The sequence below is a fragment of the Nostoc sp. DedQUE07 genome, from assembly GCF_034530975.2.
Lineage (GTDB): Bacteria > Cyanobacteriota > Cyanobacteriia > Cyanobacteriales > Nostocaceae > Nostoc.
Genome location: NZ_JAVRCC020000001.1, coordinates 278,070 through 300,642 on the forward strand (window position 1 = coordinate 278,070; position 22,573 = coordinate 300,642).

General features: G+C 40.9%; 20 protein-coding genes and 1 pseudogene. 12 read left to right on the top strand and 9 right to left on the bottom strand.

Annotated features, from left to right (window positions below; translation table 11 throughout):
- Positions 1-5 precede the first annotated feature (5 nt).
- Complete coding sequence (locus RMZ95_RS01015; protein WP_322682963.1) at positions 6-1,031, top strand: mechanosensitive ion channel family protein; 1,026 nt, start codon at positions 6-8, stop codon at positions 1,029-1,031.
- 48 nt (positions 1,032-1,079) lie between these two features.
- Here RMZ95_RS01015 and RMZ95_RS01020 read toward each other — a convergent pair whose 3' ends face one another.
- Together RMZ95_RS01020 and RMZ95_RS01025 are read right to left on the bottom strand one after the other, a co-directional pair.
- The gene (locus RMZ95_RS01020) at positions 1,080-1,859 is read right to left on the bottom strand and encodes an MBL fold metallo-hydrolase (protein ID WP_322674219.1); all 780 of its coding nucleotides are present in this window, start codon (positions 1,857-1,859) and stop codon (positions 1,080-1,082) included.
- A 137-nt stretch (positions 1,860-1,996) separates the two neighbouring features.
- Entirely contained in the window at positions 1,997-2,743 is a 747-nt protein-coding gene (locus RMZ95_RS01025) for a Uma2 family endonuclease (protein WP_322682964.1), read from the bottom strand.
- Positions 2,744-2,929: 186 nt separating this feature from the next.
- On the opposite strand from RMZ95_RS01025, the gene RMZ95_RS01030 reads away from it, so the two are divergent.
- Both RMZ95_RS01030 and RMZ95_RS01035 read left to right on the top strand, forming a co-directional pair.
- A complete protein-coding gene (locus tag RMZ95_RS01030; RefSeq protein ID WP_322682965.1) occupies positions 2,930-3,823 on the top strand; it encodes an alpha/beta fold hydrolase in 894 nt (297 codons plus the stop codon).
- A gap of 125 nt (positions 3,824-3,948) precedes the next feature.
- Positions 3,949-5,007 carry a serine/threonine-protein kinase gene (locus RMZ95_RS01035; RefSeq protein WP_322682966.1) on the top strand — a complete coding sequence of 353 codons (1,059 nt, stop codon included), beginning with the start codon at positions 3,949-3,951 and terminating at the stop codon, positions 5,005-5,007.
- A 343-nt stretch (positions 5,008-5,350) separates the two neighbouring features.
- Here the strand turns inward: RMZ95_RS01035 and RMZ95_RS01040 are convergent, their stop codons facing one another.
- From RMZ95_RS01040 to gatB, 5 genes are all read right to left on the bottom strand, one after another.
- Positions 5,351-7,357 carry a nitrate ABC transporter ATP-binding protein gene (locus RMZ95_RS01040; protein ID WP_322685999.1) on the bottom strand — a complete coding sequence of 669 codons (2,007 nt, stop codon included), beginning with the start codon at positions 7,355-7,357 and terminating at the stop codon, positions 5,351-5,353.
- A gap of 130 nt (positions 7,358-7,487) precedes the next feature.
- Complete coding sequence (gene ntrB, locus RMZ95_RS01045; protein WP_322685993.1) at positions 7,488-8,327, bottom strand: nitrate ABC transporter permease; 840 nt, start codon at positions 8,325-8,327, stop codon at positions 7,488-7,490.
- An 82-nt stretch (positions 8,328-8,409) separates the two neighbouring features.
- Positions 8,410-9,792, bottom strand: a complete 1,383-nt coding sequence (locus RMZ95_RS01050) for a CmpA/NrtA family ABC transporter substrate-binding protein (protein ID WP_322685992.1) — start codon at positions 9,790-9,792, stop codon at positions 8,410-8,412.
- Positions 9,793-10,566: 774 nt separating this feature from the next.
- Positions 10,567-11,808: a bifunctional ornithine acetyltransferase/N-acetylglutamate synthase gene (argJ, locus tag RMZ95_RS01055; protein WP_322675482.1), complete on the bottom strand. Its 1,242-nt coding sequence runs from the start codon at positions 11,806-11,808 to the stop codon at positions 10,567-10,569.
- Between the two features lie 676 nt (positions 11,809-12,484).
- The gene (gatB, locus tag RMZ95_RS01060) at positions 12,485-13,960 is read right to left on the bottom strand and encodes an Asp-tRNA(Asn)/Glu-tRNA(Gln) amidotransferase subunit GatB (RefSeq protein WP_322685991.1); all 1,476 of its coding nucleotides are present in this window, start codon (positions 13,958-13,960) and stop codon (positions 12,485-12,487) included.
- 129 nt (positions 13,961-14,089) lie between these two features.
- Here gatB and RMZ95_RS01065 point away from each other — a divergent pair, with 129 nt between their 5' ends.
- The 3 genes from RMZ95_RS01065 to RMZ95_RS01075 all read left to right on the top strand — a co-directional run bounded on the left by RMZ95_RS01065 (position 14,090) and on the right by RMZ95_RS01075 (position 15,588).
- Entirely contained in the window at positions 14,090-14,677 is a 588-nt protein-coding gene (locus RMZ95_RS01065) for a DNA topology modulation protein (protein ID WP_322685990.1), read from the top strand.
- Between the two features lie 105 nt (positions 14,678-14,782).
- Complete coding sequence (locus RMZ95_RS01070) at positions 14,783-15,082, top strand: hypothetical protein (RefSeq protein ID WP_322685989.1); 300 nt, start codon at positions 14,783-14,785, stop codon at positions 15,080-15,082.
- Between the two features lie 5 nt (positions 15,083-15,087).
- Positions 15,088-15,588: a PIN domain-containing protein gene (locus RMZ95_RS01075; RefSeq protein ID WP_322685988.1), complete on the top strand. Its 501-nt coding sequence runs from the start codon at positions 15,088-15,090 to the stop codon at positions 15,586-15,588.
- A 366-nt stretch (positions 15,589-15,954) separates the two neighbouring features.
- On the opposite strand, the gene purH is transcribed toward RMZ95_RS01075, so the two are convergent.
- Together purH and RMZ95_RS01085 are read right to left on the bottom strand one after the other, a co-directional pair.
- Positions 15,955-17,475: a bifunctional phosphoribosylaminoimidazolecarboxamide formyltransferase/IMP cyclohydrolase gene (purH, locus tag RMZ95_RS01080; protein ID WP_322685987.1), complete on the bottom strand. Its 1,521-nt coding sequence runs from the start codon at positions 17,473-17,475 to the stop codon at positions 15,955-15,957.
- A 162-nt stretch (positions 17,476-17,637) separates the two neighbouring features.
- Positions 17,638-18,507, bottom strand: coding sequence for a hypothetical protein (locus tag RMZ95_RS01085; RefSeq protein WP_322685986.1), 870 nt, complete (start codon positions 18,505-18,507; stop codon positions 17,638-17,640).
- A gap of 357 nt (positions 18,508-18,864) precedes the next feature.
- Here RMZ95_RS01085 and RMZ95_RS01090 point away from each other — a divergent pair, with 357 nt between their 5' ends.
- The 6 genes and pseudogenes from RMZ95_RS01090 (at position 18,865) to RMZ95_RS01115 (ending at position 22,523) form a co-directional block, all read left to right on the top strand.
- The gene (locus tag RMZ95_RS01090; protein WP_322685985.1) at positions 18,865-19,443 is read left to right on the top strand and encodes a Uma2 family endonuclease; all 579 of its coding nucleotides are present in this window, start codon (positions 18,865-18,867) and stop codon (positions 19,441-19,443) included.
- 211 nt (positions 19,444-19,654) lie between these two features.
- The gene (locus tag RMZ95_RS01095) at positions 19,655-20,260 is read left to right on the top strand and encodes an alpha/beta hydrolase (protein ID WP_409882124.1); all 606 of its coding nucleotides are present in this window, start codon (positions 19,655-19,657) and stop codon (positions 20,258-20,260) included.
- Positions 20,261-20,415: 155 nt separating this feature from the next.
- Positions 20,416-20,628 (top strand): DUF2555 domain-containing protein, encoded by a 213-nt coding sequence (locus tag RMZ95_RS01100; protein WP_094351471.1) that lies wholly within the window; start codon positions 20,416-20,418, stop codon positions 20,626-20,628.
- A gap of 101 nt (positions 20,629-20,729) precedes the next feature.
- The gene (gene coaBC / locus RMZ95_RS01105) at positions 20,730-21,971 is read left to right on the top strand and encodes a bifunctional phosphopantothenoylcysteine decarboxylase/phosphopantothenate--cysteine ligase CoaBC (protein ID WP_322685984.1); all 1,242 of its coding nucleotides are present in this window, start codon (positions 20,730-20,732) and stop codon (positions 21,969-21,971) included.
- Between the two features lie 119 nt (positions 21,972-22,090).
- A pseudogene (locus RMZ95_RS01110) lies at positions 22,091-22,258 on the top strand (IS630 transposase-related protein); the annotation flags it as partial.
- A gap of 106 nt (positions 22,259-22,364) precedes the next feature.
- Positions 22,365-22,523, top strand: coding sequence for a hypothetical protein (locus RMZ95_RS01115; protein WP_322685983.1), 159 nt, complete (start codon positions 22,365-22,367; stop codon positions 22,521-22,523).
- Positions 22,524-22,573 lie beyond the last annotated feature (50 nt).

A 22,573-nucleotide genomic window follows, 5' to 3' on the forward strand; every position in this document is an offset into this window, starting at 1 on the left:
TTTATATGATGGAATGGATTACGCCGATAGTGTTTATTGTATCTGGCTTTCTGGCTGGAATAATTGGTGAAAAAGTTATCTTTAAAAAACTAGAAACATTCGTTACTAATAAACGAATTGCCGGGAGTAAAATTCTATTTCACTCTCTACACCGGATGACTTTTCTTTGGTTTGTCATTGGCGGTTTTTTTTGGGCAGTTCTGAGCGCTCCCCTCAAGCCAAATGTTGCCATCGTACTGCAAAAAATTCTGACGATGGCATTTCTATATTCAATAACTTTAGTCTTGGCTAAATTGACTGCTGGTTTCCTGAATTTATATATTCGCAGAGCAGAAGGGATTCCCACATCACTAATTTCTAACCTTGCTAAGATTACTGTTTTAGTTTTAGGAACATTAATCATCTTGCAAACGGTAGGCGTTCAAATTACACCAATAGTCACAACTTTAGGTATTGGTGGTCTAGCAGTTGGTTTGGCACTTCAAGACACACTTGCAAATTTGTTTTCTGGTTTTTACTTAGTTATTTCTAAGCAAGTTAGAACCGGGGACTATGTAAAATTAGATGCTGGACATGAGGGATATGTTATAGATATTTCTTGGCGGAATACGACCATTAAAGAAATTTCCAATAATGTAGTCATTGTTCCCAATTCTAAGCTGTCTTCGGCAATTTTCACCAACTATCATTTACCTGCAAAAGAAATTACTTTAACAATTGATGTGGGCGTAAGTTATGATAGCGATTTGGAAAAGGTTGAAAAAGTTACTGTAGAAGTTGCTAAAGAAGTTATGCAAGAAATTGCACCGGAATTAAAAGATAATGAACCATATATCAGATTTCATACTTTTAATGATTTTAGTATAGATTTTACGCTTTATATGCGGGTAAGTGAATATTTCGATCAGCGGATTGGTAAACATCTATTTGTCAAAAAATTACACAAACGCTATCAACAAGTAGGAATTCAAATTCCTTTTCCGATTAGAAAAGTCTATATGCAAGATAATTCAGCTATGGAAAAAAATTAGTAGTTGCCATGTTATTAAACTAACATGGCAAGCAGTATGTCCTCGAATTTAAATTGCCAATGCTCGTTTTTCTAATGGTAGTTCAAAGCGATCGCCTGGTTTTGGCTCAAATACCCGCGTCGAAAGATTGTTCTTTTCTAATAACGAACAAAATTCCTCAGCACTTCCTTTAGTTTGAATGAGTTTCATCAGCAAGCCCTCAAAGGACACATCCCCACCAGCCGCAGTAGGTATTATTACTTGAGGATGTAATGATTTGACGACTTCTAAAGCACTATTTTGTCCTTTAATAATCGGCCCAAGCAAAGGTAGCGTCATATCAATAAACGGCGTAATCACTACATCGATAGGTGCAGATTGCTGAAGTTGTGGAGAATGATACCCGTGAGGCTCGTAGTATACAGTTAAACCACTTTCCAATTCTTTGAGGAGATAACTATTTTCTACCAGAGTCGGGCCAATTGGAGAGCCGGGGAAAGCCTTGATTTCTACTTGATTATTTAAAGTGAAAGTTTCACCATGAGCCAATACTGTTACTTGGGTGTAATCTAACTGCTGTACTACCTTAGCTGCATTGGGAGAAGCTACAACCTTGATGCTGCGATCTAACAGCTTGAGCGTTGGTGGGTGAGTATGGTCTTCTAAACCCTGAGATAACAGGATCAAATCAATATTATCTGGGATTGGGCGATTTTGCGATCGCGAACCTTTAAATAACCAATCCAAATTGCTAAAAATCAACGAACCAACCAGCCAAGGGTCAATTAGTATTCGTTGTCCGCCAATTTCCAGCAGCCAAGAGTTGCTGTCTAACCAAGTTAGAAACATAAACTTATGTGAAGATAACGCCTACCTTCATTATCAATGATGTCAGCTTTATTGCAGGCATTGAAGTTACTACTGCGTTCTCACCACAAAGCGATCGTAATTTCAATTATAGTAATTTTTACCTATAGCTCTAAAGATCATCTCCCCAGATCCAACGATAAAATAAGTAACACATCTTCCACCGATAAACTAAGAGTACTGGCAATCTGTTCTATACTCAAGCCTAACTCCAATAATCTAGGTATTGCATCCTGTCGCGCTTGTTCTGTTTCTTGTCGCGCTTGTTCTGTTTCTTTATGACTTAACAATTTTCTCCCAGTTTGGGGGTTAAAAAACCGCAATTCTCCGTCAATCAATCTGAGGTCTAAACCCAATACTTCACTGTGAATAGACGAGACACCATCGGGTAAAAAGTTGGATGTAATCGGTTGATATTTGCCCTCCAATAAATAAGAACCCTTTAGTCGTGGGTTGAGGTAATCTCCGGTTGGGTCATACTGAAAATACTCTTGCACACCTAAAAGTGAATATTTCTTGGGTTTATCCTCTTCATCGTTTTCTTGGGTGCTTGCAGAAGTGATTTCCAAAATAAAATTAGGGACTTTACCCCCTTCTTCCCAAACCTTGTAGCTGACGCGCTTTTTCTTGTCTACCTCAAATACCACAAAGACATCAGGAGCTATCACAGCGCTAGGAATGCCCTTTTTGTAGTAAACAAATAGATTCCCTGATACGTAAACATCACTTCGGTCTTGGAAATAAATGTCTAAGGCTTCTACAGCATAAATTAGATAATCCCGTGCTGGATCGCTCTCTGCCATTGGTTTACCATCAGAACTGGGGTAGATAATTTCGGTCTTGAGTTGGTTAGCAGAAAGGGTCATGGTCGCTTCTCTCCGAGACGCTATGCGTAGCAAGATCCCCAAAGGGGTACGCTCCAATTCAAAATAGGTTATAGGGCAAAGACTTTAACTCAACTGGAACTGATTTTAAAATAGCATTTTGTTGAAACTTCATTTTAGGTCAGAGAAAATTACTATATTTGAAGAAAGACTTTATTAATCTTAATAATGACTGTAACTACACAACAGCTTCCAACTCAAGACGCCTTTGAAAAATTTATTTGGACTTGGCAGGGTTACAAAATTCAGTACACTGTCATGGGTACAGGACGCCCTTTGGTTCTGGTTCACGGCTTTGGCGCTTCCATTGGACACTGGCGCAAAAATATCCCGGTTTTAGCTGATGCTGGCTACCAGGTATTTGCCATAGACCTTTTGGGTTTTGGTGGTTCCGATAAAGCGCCCATTGATTACAGTGTGGAAGTTTGGGTGGAACTGCTGAAAGATTTCTGCACAGCACACATACACGAACCTGCTGTATTTATTGGCAACTCCATCGGCGCACTTTTGAGCTTGATTGTACTGGTAGAACATCCAGAAATTGCTGCTGGTGGTATTTTAATTAACTCTGCGGGTGGTTTGAGCCATCGTCCTCACGAATTGAACCCACCGCTACGGATGGTGATGGCAGCTTTTAATCGGTTTGTGCGATCGCCAATTACAGGTAATTTTGTCTATAACCGCATCCGCCAAAAAGCTCAAATTCGCCGCACTCTATACCAAGTTTACCGGAACCGTGAAGCCGTCACCGATGAATTAGTCGATTTACTTTATACTCCCTCTTGCGATCCAGGAGCGCAACAAGTCTTCGCATCTATTCTCACAGCCCCTCCTGGCCCTAGCCCAGAGGAACTTTTGCCCGAAGTAGAACGTCCTTTGTTAGTAATTTGGGGTGCTGACGATCCCTGGACACCAATTACCGGGGCCAAGATTTACGAAAAGGCGCGGGAGAATGGCAAAGATATCAAAATTGTTCCCATTCCCAATGCCGGTCATTGTCCTCACGATGAGGTTCCAGATGTTGTCAATGCCCAGATTGTCGATTGGCTAGCGCAAAGGTAATCATTTCGCCTTTCTGCCGATATGTATTAGCCCAAGCAGGGTAAAAATGGGGCTAACAATCTGGGTGAGTGGATCTTAATCTTTTAATTGCGCCTTGACATAATCAAACTCGTATGGTATGTGAAATGGAGCTTGATATGCGTAATGGAGATAAAGGGGTAATACCCTTAAATCACCATCCAGATTTTTCAGAACTTGGCTATCAAGTCATCAGCGAACTAGGACGTAACCGAGAAGGGGGACGGATTACTTATCTAGCTAATGTTTTGAAATCTAATCAACAGGTGGTAATTAAAGAGTTTTGTTTTGCTCGTGCAGGTGCTGATTTATCAGGTGTGAAAGCATATCAGCGCGAAATAGAAATCTTGCAACAACTCAATCATTCCCGCATTCCTCGCTATATAGATTGCTTTGAAATGCCAGGGGCTTTTTATCTGGTGCAGGAATATAAAAATGCCCCATCCTTGGGATTAAAACGCAGCTTTCATCCTGAAGAAATTAAGCAAATTGCTCTGTCAATCTTAGAAAGTTTGGTTTATCTGCAAAAGCAAGTTTCCCCAATTATTCATCGGGATATTAAGCCAGAGAATATTTTGGTTGATGAAAAACTAAATGCTTACCTGGTTGATTTTGGGTTGGCTAGAAGACAGAGTGAGAAAGTAGGTCTGAGCAGCTTTATAGCCGGAACTCCAGGTTTTATGCCACCAGAGGAACAGTTTGGTCATTCTCTGACAGAGGCATCAGATTTATATAGTTTAGGAGCAACACTAATTTGCTTACTTACTAATACCCGTTCTGTTGAGATTGGCAAATTAATTGATGATAACTATCGCTTTAATTTCCAGCAATTAGTTCCTCAAATTAGTCCGAATTTCCGGTGGTGGTTGATGAAAATGGTGGAACGTAACCGAAAACGCCGCTATGCTAATGCAGCTATTGCTTTAAAAGCACTTGGGACAATTGAGGTTGTTGGTAGTGCGACTGGGTTAGATAATTTCATCAGTACAATCAAACCTAGAAAACGAGCCACTTTGTTGGGACTAGCTACTTTTGTTACACTGACTGCGGTTGCAGGAACTTTGATAAGTTATCAGCCTGGTAATACAGTTAGGCAATTGTCGGAAGCTAGAGAATGTCAAAGTTTTAATTTAAGCTCTGATTGCCAAGAAAAAATCGGAAATTAAGATTCATTAGGTTGCATCTGGCTTAGAGTTACAACGGTTTTCAATTGAATAGACTACACGCATAGGGACACAATATATTGTGTCCCTAAAATTATGTGTATTCCACGCTTGTAAAAATTGCTGGAATTTGCATGAGTATCAAATACTCGTCAACGGAGATAAAAGGTGGATTCATCCAGTTCAAATACTCGTCAACGGAGATAAAAGGTGGATTCATCCAGTTCAAACACTCATTAACGGAGATAAAAGGTGGATTCATCCAGTTCAAATACTCGTTAACGGAGTTCAGAGGTTCATGGATGATATCCTATTTCTCCCACTCCCTCTTTCTCTCACGATTTTTTTATGAGGCGAGTCTCCTTCTGGGTGCATCAAGAACAACTTCCGCGACTGAAAAATCACGTTTAATTTTCAAGCTGTTGAGATAAGCGATCGGATCGTCGGCGTTAAAGGGAGTACCATCGAACAGTTTGATCGGTTGGCGAATATAGCTGATATCCAAACCTAATTCCCGTGCGGCGGTACTGAAAACACGCACGCGACACACCCGTTCCACAACTTCTACCCAATTTCTGGGGAAGGGAGTATCACCCCAACGCGCCAATTGACTCATAATCCAAATTTGCTCAGTACGGCTGGGGCGGTTAATGGCGGACTCAGAATAAAACTGGTGATGGGCATAATCCCGCAACGGATGGTCTAAGTCACAGGTGAGACTATCTGGATCTTCGAGTTGAATGTATTCTAAATCAGTGCTGACGTAATCTCGCCCTGCTAAAATTTGCCGAATTTCTTCGGTATTTTCGGGATTTGCACAATACTGACAAGCTTCTAACAAAGCTTTAGTCAAGGCGATATGCGTATTTGGATAATTTTCTGCCCAATCTTCCCGCACACCAAGAACTTTACCTGGGTGTCCCAGCCAAACTTCTAAGTCGGTAGCGATGGTAAAACCGACACCTTCCACAGCCGCGCGGTAGTTCCAAGGTTCACCTACACAGTAACCATCAATGCTTCCAGCTTTTAAGTCAGCTACCATCTGCGCTGGGGGAATGGTCTTCATATCCACATCGCTATCGGGGTCAATTCCACCAGCCGCTAGCCAGTAACGCAACAGCAAGTTGTGCATCGATGCGGGATGCACTACGCCCATTGTGTGCCGTTGTTCGTGGGTGAGAATCAGGTGATTTCTGAAATCTGATAAGGTTTGCACGCCTTGGTCGTAAAAGCGTTTTGCCAAGGTGATGGCGTTACCGTTGCGAGTCATGGTAAGGGCAGTGACAACGGGTAGAGGTTGGTTATTATGTCCTCCCAAAGAAAGCCACATCGGCATCCCTGAAGGCATTTGAGCCGCATCCAAGTAACCACCACTTATGCCATCTTCTATACCCCGCCAGCTACTTTCGCGCACCAGGTTAACTTCATCTAAACCGTGCTTGAGAAAGAAGCCTTTTTCTTTAGCAACAGCTAAAGGGGCGCAAGCTGTCAGAGGTAAAAAGCCAATTTCTAGGTTAACTTTTTCTAATCCATGACGGGCAATGTCGGCAGTTTTCCGCGCCCGAATTTTCTTGATGCGTTTTTGCTGATTGAGGAAGTAAATCATCTCACTCCGCAAGCTGTAGTAGCTGGGATGTTCTACTACTTCCATCCGCTTCCGGGGTCTGGGAATATCTACTTCTAAAATGTCGCCGATTTTAGATTCGGGGCCGTTGGTTAACATCACGATTCTGTCAGATAACAGCACTGCTTCATCGACATCATGTGTCACCATCACGGCGGTAACTTCATTTTCTTCGCAGATTTGCATCAGTTGTTCTTGCAAATTGCCGCGTGTGAGTGCATCTAATGCACCAAATGGTTCATCTAGCAAGAGTAATTTAGGACGAATCGCTAAGGCGCGGGCGATCGCAACTCGCTGCTTTTGTCCACCTGATAACATTCCCGGTTGTTTATCAGCATGGGGACGCAAACCCACCATATTTATATGTTTTTCGACAATGGCTTGGCGTTCGGCTGCGGGTGAACCTTTCATTACTGAGTCCACAGCGAGGGCAATATTTTCTCTTACTGTCCGCCAAGGTAATAGCGAATAATTTTGGAACACCACCATCCTGTCTGGGCCGGGTTTGGTGATTCTTTGTCCTTCGAGAGTGACAATACCTTCAGTTGGCAAATCCAAACCCGCAATCATATTTAACAGTGTGGATTTACCGCAACCGGAGTGACCAATCAAAGAAATGAATTCTCCTTTTTTAATTTGGAGATCGATTCCTTTGAGGGCAATATATTTGCCACCACCAGTTAATTCAAAAACTTTTTCAATTTGATCGACAGCTACAAACATACTTATTTGTCCTTTGTCATTTGTCCTTTGTCATGTGTCATTTTTCCTTTGATCCTTGGTACGCGATCATTAGTCTTTAGTTTTTTACAAATGACTAATGACTAATGACCAATGACCAATGACCAATGACTAATGACTATTTCTGTTCTGCTGGTAAAATTTTGTTTTGAAGCCAGCCCATCGCCTTATCTAGAAGCAACCCAACAACCCCGATATAAACTAGAGCTAAAATTACTTCGCTGACGTTGTTATTTTGATAGGCATCCCAGATAAAAAAGCCGATTCCGACAATACCGGACATGACGATTTCGGCGGCGATAATCGCTAACCAAGCTAAACCGATCGCAATTCTCAACCCGGTAAAGATGTAGGGTAATGCCGCAGGAATCAAGATATTGGTGAAATATTCTTTGCGGCTAAGTTGGAGAACTTTGGCGACGTTGTTGTAATCTTGGGGAATTTGGGTAACGCCGACAGCAGTGTTAATTAAAATTGGCCAAATGGCGGTGATGAAAATTACGAATAAGGCGGCGGGTTCGTTTTGTCGTAAAGCTGCTAAAGAAATCGGAACCCAAGCTAGAGGTGGTACTGTCCGCAGTAATTGAAAGATGGGGTCTAAAGCTTTGGACATGGTTTTATTAACCCCAATCAAAATGCCCAAGGCAATACCAACGATCGCAGCTAGGGTATAACTGATGGCAACTCGTTGCAGACTAGCGAGAATCTGCCAAAATAGACCTTTATCAATGCCACCTCGGTCATAAAATGGCCAGAAAATCAGAACCCAAGTGTCTTGGAGAACTTGTATTGGCCCTGGTAATGTGGCTCCCGGAATCCAAGCGAAGAGTTGCCAGAGAATCAGGAAGATGGCGATCGCGATCGTTGGTGGTATCAGGTCAGGAAATTGCTTTTTCAGGCTGGAGATAAAGCTATTATTCAATCTAGGGCTTGCAGGGCGTTTTTGGGCGAGTGTCATGATGCTGTATTCTCCGCAAATTTTATTTGTTATTTGTCTTAGACGCGATGAATCGCGTCTCTACAAGAGGTTAATCGTGCCTCTAAACACTGACCTTTTTGATTTTCAAACTCTTTAAATATTCTTCTGGCTTTTCAGGGTCAAATTTGATGCCATCAAAAAACTCTTCTACACCACGGGATGTATTTGTAGGAATATCAGCAGTAGCAATACCAGCTTCTTTGGCAGCTTCTTTCCAAATATCTTCACGGTTGACTTTGTTGATAAGTTCTCTAGCCTTAGCAGCATTATTGTCTACGTAATCTTTTGGCAAGAATCCCCAACGAACGTTTTCAGTGATGAACCATAAATCGTGACTCTTATATGGATAAGAAACATTACCTTTTCCATCTTTCCAGTAGTAAGCAGCCATTGATTTATCATCAATTTTGCGACCATCGCCCATGTCATATTTGCCTTGGTATGGATCTGCGAGAATTTCTGGTGAAGAAAGGTTGAAATAATTTCGTCCAGCGAGAATTTCAGCCGCTTCTTTGCGGTTGTCAAAATTATCTAACCACTGTTGGGCTTCCATGATTCCTTTTAAAATTGCTTTGGTAGCCTTGGGATTTTTATCAACCCAGTCGCCTCTCATGGCAACATATTCTTCAGGATGATTTTTCCAAATTTCTGCGGTTAATGCTGCTACATAGCCAATTTTTTCTTGAACAAGACGATATGGCCAGGGGTCGCCTGTACTAAAGGCATCCATTGTTCCTGTTTTCATGTTGGCCACAGTTTGCGCTGCTGGTACTGTGAGCAATTTGACATCTGCATCCGGGTCTAAGCCGCCTGCTGCTAACCAGTAGCGAATCCACAAATCTTGGTTGACATGGGGAAAGGTAAATGCAGCTGTGAAGGGTGTGGAAGATTTTAATTCCTTAAGCAAAGACTTAGCGCTGGCGAGTTGTAAACTAATACCTTTGCCTTGGTGCTTGTTTGCGATCGCAATTCCATTTCCATGCGTAATTAATTGACATAATACATACATGGGAATTTTTTGATTCCCCTTGGTAATTAAACCTTCTGTAATTAAATGTGGCATTGGCATCTGCCATTGACCGCCATCTATACCACCACCAGCAGAACCAATTTCTACGTTGTCTCTGGCTGCACCCCAAGAAGCTTGTTTGGAAAGATCAACATTAGTCATCCCATACTTGGCAAAAAAGCCTTTTTCTTTAGCAATAATTAAAGGAGCCGCTTCTACAATGGGAATGTATCCCAGCTTCACTGTAGTAGTTTCTGGTGTTTGTTCGGGACTAATATTAGCAACCAACTGAGCAGTTGGCTGTGCTTGAGAGCTTCCACCAGTCAGGTTTTCAGGAGGATTACCCAAACAGCCTTTGAGCAATACAGCACTCGCAGATACTCCGGCTGTGAAGATGAATTTGCGGCGAGAAATTTGGTTAAAAAATTCTGTCATAAATATCTCCTGAAAACGTGAATGTTATTTTTTATAGCTATGACAATTTAGGCAAAAAATCTTGGTTTCTTGCATTATTAATGATTAATCAAGCTATATTTTGCCAAGCGATCGCAGCCATCTCATCAATGAAATAGCTAGGTATATAAAAACTCGGTTAAATTATTGGCTCTGCTTTTCTAGTGTGATGCAGAGGTATCATTCACCTTGTTGAAATCAGTTTACAGCCTTTGAAGCCGAAATTGTTAACTTGGAGTCGAGATTATTAAATAAATATTAGATTGGATGTATAAGGAAAAGTTTATCTATTTTAGTTAACTATAGGAAGAATTTCTAATATATAAACTCTTATTTATGATGAGTATTATGTTTACCTTATGATTTCCTGTCTTCACTTCTTTTGTAACTTAATTTTAATAGTTATTTGTCATATATAAGTTTTTATTTATCACAACCATTATGTTATCCCTATAATTTAGGAGCGCACTGCGGTGAGAGCAAGATGGTAAGGCTGGGAAAGTTGAAGACCTAAGCAAATACCCCAAATAGGTGTATTTATTATCTTGCGATCGCAACTATCTGCCGTTTTCAAACACCACGAAGAAACTATCTCTTCCTTCTAAGTTCTATATGCTTCTTAGGCATTTTCCCCGTCCAGCCACAGCATAAGAGACTGTAAGACTATTCTGATACCAATTCAATTAATGATTGCAATACATCCTTGGCTAAAGACGCGATGAATCGCGTCTCTACAAGGCAAACAATTGGAGTAGTTCAGGTAGTGTATTCGGCGTTAATTTTCACGTAGTCATAACTCAAATCACAACCCCAAGCTTTACCTACACCATAACCATTGCCAACGTTAACGGAGATTGACACTGTATCTTCTTGAAGATAAGCACCCATTGATGCTTTTTTCAAATAAGCACTTGCTGCTGCACGGTCAAATTGCAGAGGTTGTCCATTTTCTAACATTAAGAAATTCCCTAGCTTAATTTGCAGGTTTTCTTGCTCAAAGGGTACACCTGCACGTCCGGCAGCGGCGGCGATGCGTCCCCAATTTGGATCGCGTCCAAAGATTGCAGATTTAACTAAGGATGAACCGGCGATGGTTTTGGCTATTTGTCGGGCTGAAATTTCATCATGGGCCCCTGTTACTTCTACTTCTATTAGACAGGTTGCACCTTCACCATCACGAGCGATCGCTTTGGCTAAATGCTGGCAAACTGCTGTTAACATCGCCTCTAATTTCTCTGCTTCTGCGCCCCATTCTGTAATTGCTGGGGTGCGAGATTGACCGTTTGCCAAGGCAATTAAGCTGTCATTGGTGCTGGTGTCACCATCCACAGTAATGGAATTAAAGCTTCTATCAGCTGCCCTGGCTAACATCTGCTGCCAAAGATGAGGCGAAACCACGGCATCACAAGTCACAAATGCCAGCATGGTTGCCATATTGGGGTGAATCATGCCGGAACCTTTGGCAATGCCGCCAATTCTTACCGGGCGATCGCTTATAGTTGTCTGTAGAGCAATGGATTTTGTTACCAAGTCTGTAGTAATAATCGCCCCAGCAGCAGCATCTGAACCTGTTGCTGATAGTGCTGCTACTACTTTAGGAATTCCACTTCGCAAAGCATCCATCTTAATTCTTTGACCAATTACACCAGTGGAAGCCAATAACACAGATTCAGACGAGATGTTCAGGGCTTGGGCTACTGCTAGAGCAGATTCTAGGGTATCAAGGTTGCCTTGAGTTCCTGTCGCGGCGTTTGCTTGTCCAGCGTTGCAGAGGATGGCACGAGCGCTTTGTTTGGCTTGCAAGCGTTGGCGACAATATTCTACGCAGGCAGCTTTCACTTGGCTGGTGGTAAATACACCAGCTGCGATCGCTTCCACCTCTGAGAATATCAAAGCTAAATCTGGCAACCCCGAAGGTTTCAACCCTGCGGTAATTCCCGCCGCCTGATACCCCCTTGGTGCTGTGATACCACCTGTGATTTTTTGCCAATCTGCCATCATTCTTCCTTTACAACTATCAGGTTAGATAGGTCAATATGTACTTTACAAAAGTGCCTTGGAAAAGTTCTCAGTGCTGAGTTAGGAGTTAAGAGTTATTAGTTTTGCCCTACTTCCCCAGTCCCCAGTCCTTTTTATTGTGAGTTTATTTGCTGATGGCAATAATAATGCACCAGTTGGCGATTGGCATAATTGTTTTTACCTTTCTTATGACGAAAAACTAAAACAAAAAAAAGAGAGTTACTTGGGTTGCTCTGTAGATCGTTAGGATACATCTACTTACTAATCTCTCTCATTTACTTTTTAAGGGTTAATACTTATTTATTGAGGCTATTTCTAAAAATTTTGAAATTTATCCGTAAATACCACGAAAATAAAATAAAAAAGAGAGCTACTTAGGCAGCTCTCCAGATCATCAGGGTGCATCTACTTACCACAGCATATCATTTTACGTATGAGGGTTGTCACCAGCTTTTATATGAAGATTGTGTGAAGCAAGACCGGGAAAATACTTAGTCGGGGAATTGGGAATTGGGCATGGGGGATTGGGCATAAGAGGCAGAGGGGCGGGGTGCTGCTCTTGCTGAGGGGAAAACTCTTCTCCCCTGCTCCCCTGCTCCCCTGCCCCTCTGCTCCTCCTACTTCCTCACCCAGCAAAGCTAGCTTGACCGAAACTCTAAGCGTTCAGTTTTTTCTCGACCAATTCGTTAGTCAGCTTAGGATCGGCACGTTTGTCTGTCTTTTTGAGAACTTGTCCGACAAAGAAGCCTTTGAGGTTGATATTACCGTTGCGATACTTTTCTAGTTCTTTGGGATTGGCGGCTATGACTTCATCGACAATAGGTTCCAGTACACTAGGATCGGTAATTAACTCTTGACCTGCAAAGGCTTTTTCAGGAGAAATACCACTAAGCAAATCTGGCAACTTTTGTTTAGCTTGAGCATTGCTAATTTTGCCCGTTTCAATGCGAGTGATAATATCTGCTAAATTGGTTGGAGTCAGCCCGATTTGAGTAATAGTGAGTTTTTGCTTATTGAGGTGTGCGGCAATATCTTGAGTAATCCAGTTGGCAGCAGCTTTGGGATTTGCTCCAGATGCGATCGCAGTTTCAAAATATTCGGCTATTGAACGATCTTCTGTTAACACTCGCGCATCGTAAGGGGAAAGCCCCAACTCATTTTCATAATGATGGCGTTTTTGGGCTGGTAATTCTGGTAGTTCGCTACGCCATTGCTCTAATTGTGCATTTGACACCTCGATTGGTGCTAAATCTGGTTCGGGGAAGTAGCGGTAATCACTAGAACCTTCTTTCACGCGCATACTACTTGTGCATTGAGCGCCTTCTTGCCACAGTCGAGTTTCTTGGATAATGCGATCGCCTGCTTCGATGGCGGCGATTTGGCGTTCAATTTCGTAGTCAATCGCCCGTTGGATGGCGCTGAAGGAGTTCATGTTTTTAATTTCTACCTTGGTGCCAAACTCCTTTCGTCCTACTGGACGCACGGAAATGTTGACATCGCAACGCAGAGATCCTTGTTCCATGTTGCCGTCACTGACGCCGAGATACCGGACAATCCGACGCAATTCTTCGGCATATTCAGCCGCTTCTAGTCCAGAACGCAGATCGGGTTCGGAAACAATTTCTACTAATGGGATACCTGCGCGATTGTAGTCTACCAGAGAATAGGAAGAACCGGAGAGGCGATCGCTACCTGCGTGTACCAATTTTCCCGCATCTTCTTCCATGTGCAGACGTGTAATGCCAATGCGTTTGCGAATCGGATTACCCTCAGCATCTACCAACTCAATTTCTAACCAACCGTGTTCTGCGATCGGTAGGTCATATTGAGAAATTTGGTAATTTTTCGGTAAATCTGGATAAAAATACTGCTTACGGTCAAATTTGCTATACTTGGCGATTTGACAATTTAGTGCCAAACCAGCTTTGACGGCGTATTCTAATACTTTTTGATTGAGTACAGGTAAAACCCCAGGTAAACCCATACAAACTGGGTCAATGTTAGTATTGGGGTCAGAGCCGAATGCCGTAGAGCTATTAGAGAAAATCTTGGTATTGGTACTCAGTTGACAATGGGTTTCTAAACCAATAATCGCTTCATACTCAGTTTTTACGGTCGTAGCAGTGGTCATAATATCAATAATTTGGGCATAATCCTTGTAGTGGTACTATTGTAGCGGCGTATTGAGTTGCTCTGAAGACGGTTATTTGGGTGAGCAATGCTTACCTTTTGGGCTTGAAAAGGGAGATGCACATCTAAAGTGAAGAAAATCTTAATCATTGGTTCTGGAGGTGCTGGTAAATCTACCCTAGCCCGCGAATTGGGAACCATCTTAAGTTTAGAAGTGATTCACTTGGATGCTTGGTACTGGAATCCTGGTTGGGTTGAGACTCCAAAAACTGAATGGCAAAGTATTATCCAAGACCTAACCCGACGAGAATCTTGGATTATGGATGGTAATTATGGCGGTACTCTCGACCTTCGTTTGTCGGTTGCAGATACGGTAATTTTTTTGGACTTTCCCCGGCTTTTATGTTTATCGCGAGTAATTAAACGTCGCTTTATATATGCAGGACAATCCAGACCTGATATGGCATCAGATTGTCTTGAAAGATTGAATTGGGAATTTCTCAAATATATCTGGTCATACCCAATTACTCGTCGCCCTGGAATTTTAGAAAAACTTAGTCAAGTAACACCGAACCAGCAAGTTATTATTCTCTGCAAACCAATAGAAGTTAGAGAGTTTTTGCAAAATATTTCCCACAATTCAGATTTACTCAATTGGTTTTTATTAAAGTTATCTGAAAGAATATTGCATTTACTAGCAAAGAAACGCTATAGGTAGAGTGGATCTTGCTATTTATGTGCTAACCAATTATCAGTACCCAAGGATAAATTACTATAATAAGGTATTAAATTGGCAAATTTATGTCAGGGATCAAATAAAATTATGATTGATGTCAAAACAGCAGTAAATGCTGCCTATGGATACATAAAATCCATACAAGACATGATGGGTTCTTCATTAGGAGATTTGAGACTTGAAGAAGTTGAACTTTCTGAGGATAAAAGCTTCTGGTTGATTACTCTAGGGTTTGATATTCCTAAAAAAGCTTCTAAAAGCCGATTGGAAGACTTAATTCCTTCTTCTCTTGCTTCTACCCCTGTGTTGTATGAACGAGAATATAAACTTTTTAAAGTGAATTCTCAAACTGGCGAAGTAGAAGCAATGAAAATTAGACAAGTATGAAAGATATGATTAATTCCCTAATTCGTCGTTATCACCAAAAGGGAATTTTAATTGATACAAATATCCTACTTCTTTACTTTGTTGGGACGGTCAATCGAGAAAGAATAACCCGATTTAATCGAACGCAGCAATTCCTACCAGAAGATTACGATCTTCTGGTAGGAATCATTAGCAAATTTCGGAAACTTGTAACAACCCCAAATATTTTGACTGAAGTCTCTAACTTTGTCGATAAACTTGTTGAACCTGAACGTTCTCAGTGCTTTACAATATTTGCTCTATTTGTTCAAAATGCTGATATGTTGGATGAATACTATATAAAGAGTTTAGATGCTGTTAATACTGAAAAATTTATCAAATTTGGACTTACTGACAGTGGAATCCTAACTTTATCTAAAGGTAAGTATCTTGTCCTAACTGATGACTTCAAGCTAGCAAATTATCTTCCGAGTGTAGAAGTCGACGTGATTAACTTTAACAATATTCGTGTCTTTAACTGGAAGTAAAAATATGAAATTATTTTGGAAGCGTTAATTTCTATAATTTTTATATAGAAATTAAAAAATGCCTGGGAGTGTTGCCGTGTTTCCACCCCAGACATTTTTTATTCTTAACTTGCTCCTCACACACAAATAGATAATATCACTACTTCTATCAAATGGCAAGTATATTGAGTGACATTTTCAAAACTGCATAAGCAATCCAATTTCTGACAAATTAAAAAGCGCTTGGGAGTGTTGCCGTGTTTCCACCCCAGGCGCTTTTTATTTTTAACTTGCTCCTCACACACGATTAGATAATATCATTGCTTCAATTATAAAGAAAGTATTTAGTGTGACACTTTGTAAACTGCACACCTAATAAGCAATGATTTAGTGTAAAAAGTGACGTACACCAGTTAATACCATCAGTAAGCCCAGTTCGTTGGCAGCAATGATAGAATCTTTATCGCGCAAACTTCCCCCAGGTTGGACAATGGCTGTAATTCCTGCGGCTGCGGCTGTTTTGACTGAATCATCAAAGGGGAAAAATCCATCGCTGGCGAGAGTTGCACCTTTGGCTTTTTCCCCAGCTTGTTCTAGAGCTATTTTAACTGAGCCAACGCGGTTCATTTGACCAGCACCTACTCCTAGTGTAGTGCGATCGCTTGTGACAACGATGGCATTCGATTTAACATGTTTGCAAACTTTCCACGCAAACAGCAATTCCGCTAATTCGTCGGGTGTGGGTTGACGTTCGGTAACTATTTGCCATTGACTGGTGTCAGCAATTATATCATCGCTAGTTTGGACAAGAAAACCACCTGCGATCGCTTTCACTGTATCCTTAGGGCCACTGCTCAAATCAGCTAGAGTCAAAACCCGCACGTTAGATTTCTTTGCTAGGATTTCTTGAGCTTCAGCTTCACAACTTGGTGCAACCACACACTCTAAAAATGTTTTAGTTAACTCGCTAGCTGTAGCCGCATCAATCGGACGGTTGAGTGCGACAATTCCACCAAAGGCAGAAGTAGAATCGGCGTTGAAAGCTTTTTGATACGCTTCGGAAATAGTATTTCCCAATGCCGTACCACAGGGATTTGTATGTTTAATTATCGTTGCAGCTGGGGTATCAGTGAATTCAGCAATAATTTGGCGTGCAGCTTCTAAATCAACTAAATTATTGTAACTAAGTTCTTTGCCTTGCAATTTTGTAGCAGCTGCCCATCCGGTTGGGGTAGTACCAGTTTGATACCAACTGGCGGGTTGATGAGGGTTCTCGCCGTAACGCAGAGATTGCAATTGTGTGCCGCTAAGAGTGTACTGCTCTGCTTCTGCTAGGTAAGATGCGATCGCGCGATCGTAGCTAGCAGTGTGCGAGAATCCTTTTAATGCCGCCTTTTGCCGAAACTCTAGGGATGCTTCGGCGTTATTTTGCCGCAATTCCTCTAAATACTCGTCATACTGTGCGGGATCGCATAATACAGCCAAATGGGCGAAATTTTTCGATGATGCCCGTAGCATTGCTGGCCCGCCGATATCAATTTGTTCAACAGCTTGGGCTAATGTTACCCCTGGTTTAGCGATCGTTTCCTCAAAAGGATAAAGATTCACCACCACTAAATCAATCGGGCGAATTTGGTTATTTTCCAAATCTGTAATATCTTGAGGAATATCCCGCCGTGCCAAAATTCCGCCATGAATTCGGGGATGTAGCGTTTTAACTCGACCACCTAAAATTTCTGGCGAACCTGTATAATCAGCAACCTTAGTAACTGGGAGTCCAGCATCTTTGAGTGCTTGGGCTGTTCCCCCACTGCTGATTAAATCAAAGTCGAATTCTTCAACCAAGCTACGGGCGAGGTCAATTAAACCAGTTTTGTTAGATACACTCAGCAGGGCTAGACGCGCCATTGATCGATTCCTTAAAAGTAGGCTAGAAGCGAAGGATCTCAAGTTTTGCATAAGCCTTGGTTCACTTCAAGACCATTAAGGATAATAGCGTTCATAACTATATGGCATCACTTTTGTCAATTAAAACTGCTACAGATAGCAGGCATTATGCCAGTTCTACATCTATTCTTCCTCTTCTTCGTCTTCTTCTTCCTCCTCCGTAATATCTAATTCACTTATATAATTAATATATTCTTCATGGTATTCTCGCTGTTCTAAAAGTCTGTCTGCTCCATTAATATTATTTTTTTTTAAAACCTCTCTTGCAAATTTCATACCTTTTTTATTCATTGTCAGAGTTGTTTTGCTATCTGATAGTTCTAACAATCCCTCTGCCACTAATTCATCAATTATTTTAAATTCAAATCCATTCCAACAGCTAACCCCAGTAAAATTTTCTTTAGACTTTTCACGATTATTGTTAAGGTAGCGATTATGTTGATCTCCACTCGAAAGGTATATAATCATGAGATATAAATCTTTCATTACTGCGTAATGCTCCATAAAAATACTTAAGTTTTCTTGTTGTATTTCAAATTTATCTACAAGATTACAAGCTTGACTATAAGCATCTCCTTGAGTATTACAAAACGAAGTTTTTTCTTGTAAGTCTGGTTCTTTAGTACACTCTGCTATAAACTTCTTGCCGAAAATATCTAATTCTGTAAGTTCAAAAACAGTAATTTTCCAATCTTTTCTATTTTCACTGCGTACCTCTTTTTTATTTGCCAGCAATCTTTCATTTTCTGCTTGCTTTTTCGCTTTATTTTCCAATAGCACTTGTTCGTGTTCTGCTTGTTCTCTAGCCTGTTTGCTTTCATAAGCATCATCAGGAATATTTAGCTTTTTATTAACCTCTGCCCAGAATTGACTATCTTTTGCATAGATACCTTTTTTAGTCAAGCTATCAATAAATTCTTGACCACAGATTTGAATAGCATTTTTTTTCAATGCTGGTAAGTTAGTAAATGCTTCAAAATTATTTTTATCCATTTCTGTTTTTTAGAAAAAATTATAAATTATATTAGTTATGTTTGTAAAATTATATTCATTAATTTCTCCTGTATCTTTTGAAATAGATACATTAGCATGAAAACAAGTTATTTTTGTAAGAACTTGGAAAAAGTCAGTCTTGTAAACGTAAAACATACTTGTCTTGACAAATTGTTAAAATTGGCTCTGTTGGTAATGAATAATTGTTGCATTATATTGATTGGTGTAATTTATATGCTTACATTCCTCCAAAGTCAGCACTGTCGAAAATGCTGGAAATAAGGACTAAGTAGGCTTAGTCTCTAATATTTGCGATCGCCTAAACTAAAAGTAAGCATCTTTTTCCACATAACACTTATGGTTCAGTCTTCTAATCAACGCCTCACCCTAGAAGAATTTCTCGCACTTCCCGAAGGAGATATTACATACGAGTTTGTTAATGGTGAAGCTGTACCTAAATATAAAGATAATGAGATGTCACCAAAATTTTTTCATGGCTCGACTACTGGTGCTTTATTTATACTACTGTCTACATGGGCACAAGCAAAAGGTCGGGTTGTAATTGAATGGGCAATTAAACTAACACGAAATCAACAAGATTGGATGCCTGTGGCCGATCTGACCTATATTTCTTATAACCGTCTTCCTGCTGATTGGCTGTTAGACGAAGCTTGTCCTGTCGCACCTGAATTAATCATCGAAATCATTTCACCTGGTCAAACTTTTGGTGAAATTGCAGAAATTGCGACTGATTATCTGAAAGCTGGTGTTTGTCGTGTTTGGGTGGTTGATACAAAAGCTAGAACTGTAACTGGATTTGCGCCATCTTCCTTACCGATTACTTATCGATCTCATCAAATAATTACTGATGATTTGCTACCCGAATTGGAAATCACCCCTCACGCGATCTTTCAACAAGCTGGATTAATTCCCTAAAATTTGATTAGGAATCAACAGTTTTTAGCGATCGCTACTTTATGGCATCTAGCGAACTGAATCTTCTCAATACGATCCTACTTGAAGATGAAGCAGAGAACAAATAGTTAATGTAAAGCAGCAAATGCCACTAAATACTAAGTCTGCTTAAAGAGATAGGATCTATGTATAAAAGTAGAATTTTAGGAGTAAACCTCTGTCTTTACAAGCCATTACCGTTCCCACAGCAACTTCTCAACCCGCAGCAGGCTTAATTGTCACTTTGCATGGTTGGGGTGCTAATGCTGAGGATGTAGCATCTTTGTTACCATTGCTCAACTTACCCGATTACCAGTTTGTATTGCCCAATGCACCTTATCCTTATCCCTATTCCCCGATAGGGAGGGCATGGTATGAGCTGCGGGGGGAAAATATGTATCAAGGTTTGGCAGAAAGTCGGCAACTGCTAACAGATTTCTTGGAATCTTTAGAAAGTACCACTGGCATACCTTTGTCACGTACCATTTTGAGTGGATTTTCTCAAGGCGGAGCAATGACTTTAGATGTCGGCTCAAAATTGCCCTTAGCAGGTTTAGTTGTCATGAGCGGGTATTTACATCCTGACGCGCTAACGGCAGCTAAAAGTGGGATTGGGCCGACTTTAATCACTCACGGTAAATATGATGAAGTTGTGCCCCTGCAAGCTGCTTTGAAGGCACGAGAAACTCTCAAGTCTCTTGGAGTGGCGGTAGAATACCACGAATTTGATATGGGGCATGAAATAGATCTAAAAACGTTAGAGGTGCTACGAAATTTCGTTGTAAATACAATTGCTTAGTCAGGATTACGAATTTTTTATAAATTCTGGTACAAATTCTGACAATTTTCACGAACTTAATGACTTCTAATGAGTAATATATATTGGGTGGCTGCGAAAGAGCGCAACTTAACCCATGCTGAAGGCGAGTGCTGCATAAGGGAGGGGCAAGTATTATGACAACTCTAAGCATTTCCCAAAAAGAAATTGCTGCCATGAGTGCAGTAGAAGTAGAAGAACTAGCTACACGTCTGGAACTGGATAATTATAGTAATGCTTTTGAGGGTTTAAATGATTGGCATCTATTGCGAGCGATCGCATTTCAGCGTCCAGAGTTAGTTGAACCCTATATCTACCTCTTAGACTTGGAACCCTACGATGAAGCGTAACAATTTTGGATTTTAAATTTTAGATTTTAGATTGGGGTCAACTGGCTACAATCAGAGATTATCAGGGGTTAATGTCTCACTTGCTTAATCCGAAAGTACCAATGCAATCTCCTTTAAATCCAAAATCCAAAATCCAAAATCTAAAATTGAACAGGGTTCTCATTGGTGTAGGTGGCGGTATCGCCGCCTACAAAATCTGTGAACTAGTTTCGACGCTGTTTAAAACTGGGGTGGAAATCCGAGTCATCCTCACCCGTTCGGCGCAAAAATTTATCACGCCTCTGACAATATCCACCCTATCTCGTCATCCCGCCTACACAGATGATGATTTTTGGCAACCAACTCACTCTCGTCCGTTGCATATTGAGTTGGGTGAATGGGCAGATATTATGGTAATTGCCCCTTTGACAGCTAATACATTAGCAAAGCTAGCCTACGGGATGGCTGATAATTTACTCACAAATACTGTGTTGGCTTCTACTTGTCCCGTGCTGTTAGCACCCGCAATGAATACTGATATGTGGGAACAGCGATCGGTGCAGCGAAATTGGCAACAGCTATTAATCGATAGCCGATATCATGGGATGAATACAGCATCAGGATTGTTAGCGTGCGATCGCATCGGTGCTGGTAGATTAGCAGAACCTCCAGAAATTTTGGCTCACATCCAATCGCTGTTACACACTCAAGGTAAACGAGATTTAGTAGGTAAACGAGTCTTAATTAGTGCTGGGGGAACGCGAGAATTTCTTGACCCGGTGAGGTTTATTGGTAATCCTTCTACAGGTAAAATGGGATTGGCTTTAGCGCAAGCTGCATTTCACCGAGGGGCAAACGTCACCTTAGTACATGGCCCAGCTAATTGGGATGTACCATTGGGAGTACAAGCAATTCCCGTTGTTAGTGCAGACGAAATGCAGCACGTGATGGTGGAATGTTTACCCAATGCTGATGTAATTGTGATGTCAGCAGCCGTGGCAGATGTGAAGCCACGAGATTATAGTACAGAGAAATTGCCCAAGCGATCGCTCCCCCAAGCCTTACCCCTGGAACCCGTACCGGATATAGTTGCCCAGTTAGCACAACTCAAACAGCCGCATCAAAGATTAATTGGTTTTGCTGCACAAACTGGCGATATTGTCAAACCTGCATTAGAAAAGTTACACAATAAAAAACTCGATGCTATTGTTGCCAATCCTATCGATCGAGCTGATAGTGGTTTTGGTAGCGATAATAATCAAGCGATATTTTTAGATAGTCAAGGAAATCAGGTAAAAATTGCACCTTGTTCTAAATTAGAAATGGCGCATCAATTATTTGATTTTGTCATTACCGAATTTTAGATTTTTAATTTTGCAGAAAGTAGAGGTATAGCAACCGCCAAGATGGTTAGGACAAACGGTATAATCTCTGATTAAAGTCCGATTGGATACTGACTAAACATTCAGTACAAGAACAGATCGTGCCAAAACCCTACAGTTACGACTTACGTCAGAAGGTAATTCAGGCAATTGAGTTAGACGGGATGAACAAGAGTAAAGCGGCTCAAGTTTTTCAAATCAGTCGAAATACAATCAACCTTTGGCTTCAACGAAAAGTCAGCACGGGAGATTATAAAGCCTTACCAAATCAACCACTCTTGTAATGGTCGCAAAATTACTGACTGCTGCTATAGCATTGGGATTTAAACGCATCATGATTTTCTTTCGTTCTGTCAATGCAATTATAGAATTAGCATGAAAATTCACATATTAAGTGATTTGCATCTTGAATTTAAACCCTTTAATACTCCTGATATAAATGCGGATATTGTTGTTTTAGCTGGAGATATTGATTTAAGAGAAAGAGGAATAAAATGGGCAATTCAAAATATTCCCAATAAACCAGTGATATAGCAACCGCCAAGGCGGTTAAGCCGCTGTGTGAAGCACAGCTTCCATCGCAT

Coding starts and splice junctions, on each gene's coding strand:
- RMZ95_RS01015 (WP_322682963.1), top strand. CDS start 6: ATGATGGAATGGATTACGCCGATAGTGTTTATTGTATCTGGCTTTCTG.
- RMZ95_RS01020 (WP_322674219.1), bottom strand. CDS start 1,859: ATGTTTCTAACTTGGTTAGACAGCAACTCTTGGCTGCTGGAAATTGGC.
- RMZ95_RS01025 (WP_322682964.1), bottom strand. CDS start 2,743: ATGACCCTTTCTGCTAACCAACTCAAGACCGAAATTATCTACCCCAGT.
- RMZ95_RS01030 (WP_322682965.1), top strand. CDS start 2,930: ATGACTGTAACTACACAACAGCTTCCAACTCAAGACGCCTTTGAAAAA.
- RMZ95_RS01035 (WP_322682966.1), top strand. CDS start 3,949: ATGGAGCTTGATATGCGTAATGGAGATAAAGGGGTAATACCCTTAAAT.
- ntrB (WP_322685993.1), bottom strand. CDS start 8,327: ATGACACTCGCCCAAAAACGCCCTGCAAGCCCTAGATTGAATAATAGC.
- RMZ95_RS01050 (WP_322685992.1), bottom strand. CDS start 9,792: ATGACAGAATTTTTTAACCAAATTTCTCGCCGCAAATTCATCTTCACA.
- argJ (WP_322675482.1), bottom strand. CDS start 11,808: ATGGCAGATTGGCAAAAAATCACAGGTGGTATCACAGCACCAAGGGGG.
- gatB (WP_322685991.1), bottom strand. CDS start 13,960: ATGACCACTGCTACGACCGTAAAAACTGAGTATGAAGCGATTATTGGT.
- RMZ95_RS01070 (WP_322685989.1), top strand. CDS start 14,783: ATGATTGATGTCAAAACAGCAGTAAATGCTGCCTATGGATACATAAAA.
- RMZ95_RS01075 (WP_322685988.1), top strand. CDS start 15,088: ATGATTAATTCCCTAATTCGTCGTTATCACCAAAAGGGAATTTTAATT.
- purH (WP_322685987.1), bottom strand. CDS start 17,475: ATGGCGCGTCTAGCCCTGCTGAGTGTATCTAACAAAACTGGTTTAATT.
- RMZ95_RS01085 (WP_322685986.1), bottom strand. CDS start 18,507: ATGGATAAAAATAATTTTGAAGCATTTACTAACTTACCAGCATTGAAA.
- RMZ95_RS01090 (WP_322685985.1), top strand. CDS start 18,865: ATGGTTCAGTCTTCTAATCAACGCCTCACCCTAGAAGAATTTCTCGCA.
- RMZ95_RS01100 (WP_094351471.1), top strand. CDS start 20,416: ATGACAACTCTAAGCATTTCCCAAAAAGAAATTGCTGCCATGAGTGCA.
- coaBC (WP_322685984.1), top strand. CDS start 20,730: ATGCAATCTCCTTTAAATCCAAAATCCAAAATCCAAAATCTAAAATTG.
- RMZ95_RS01115 (WP_322685983.1), top strand. CDS start 22,365: ATGAAAATTCACATATTAAGTGATTTGCATCTTGAATTTAAACCCTTT.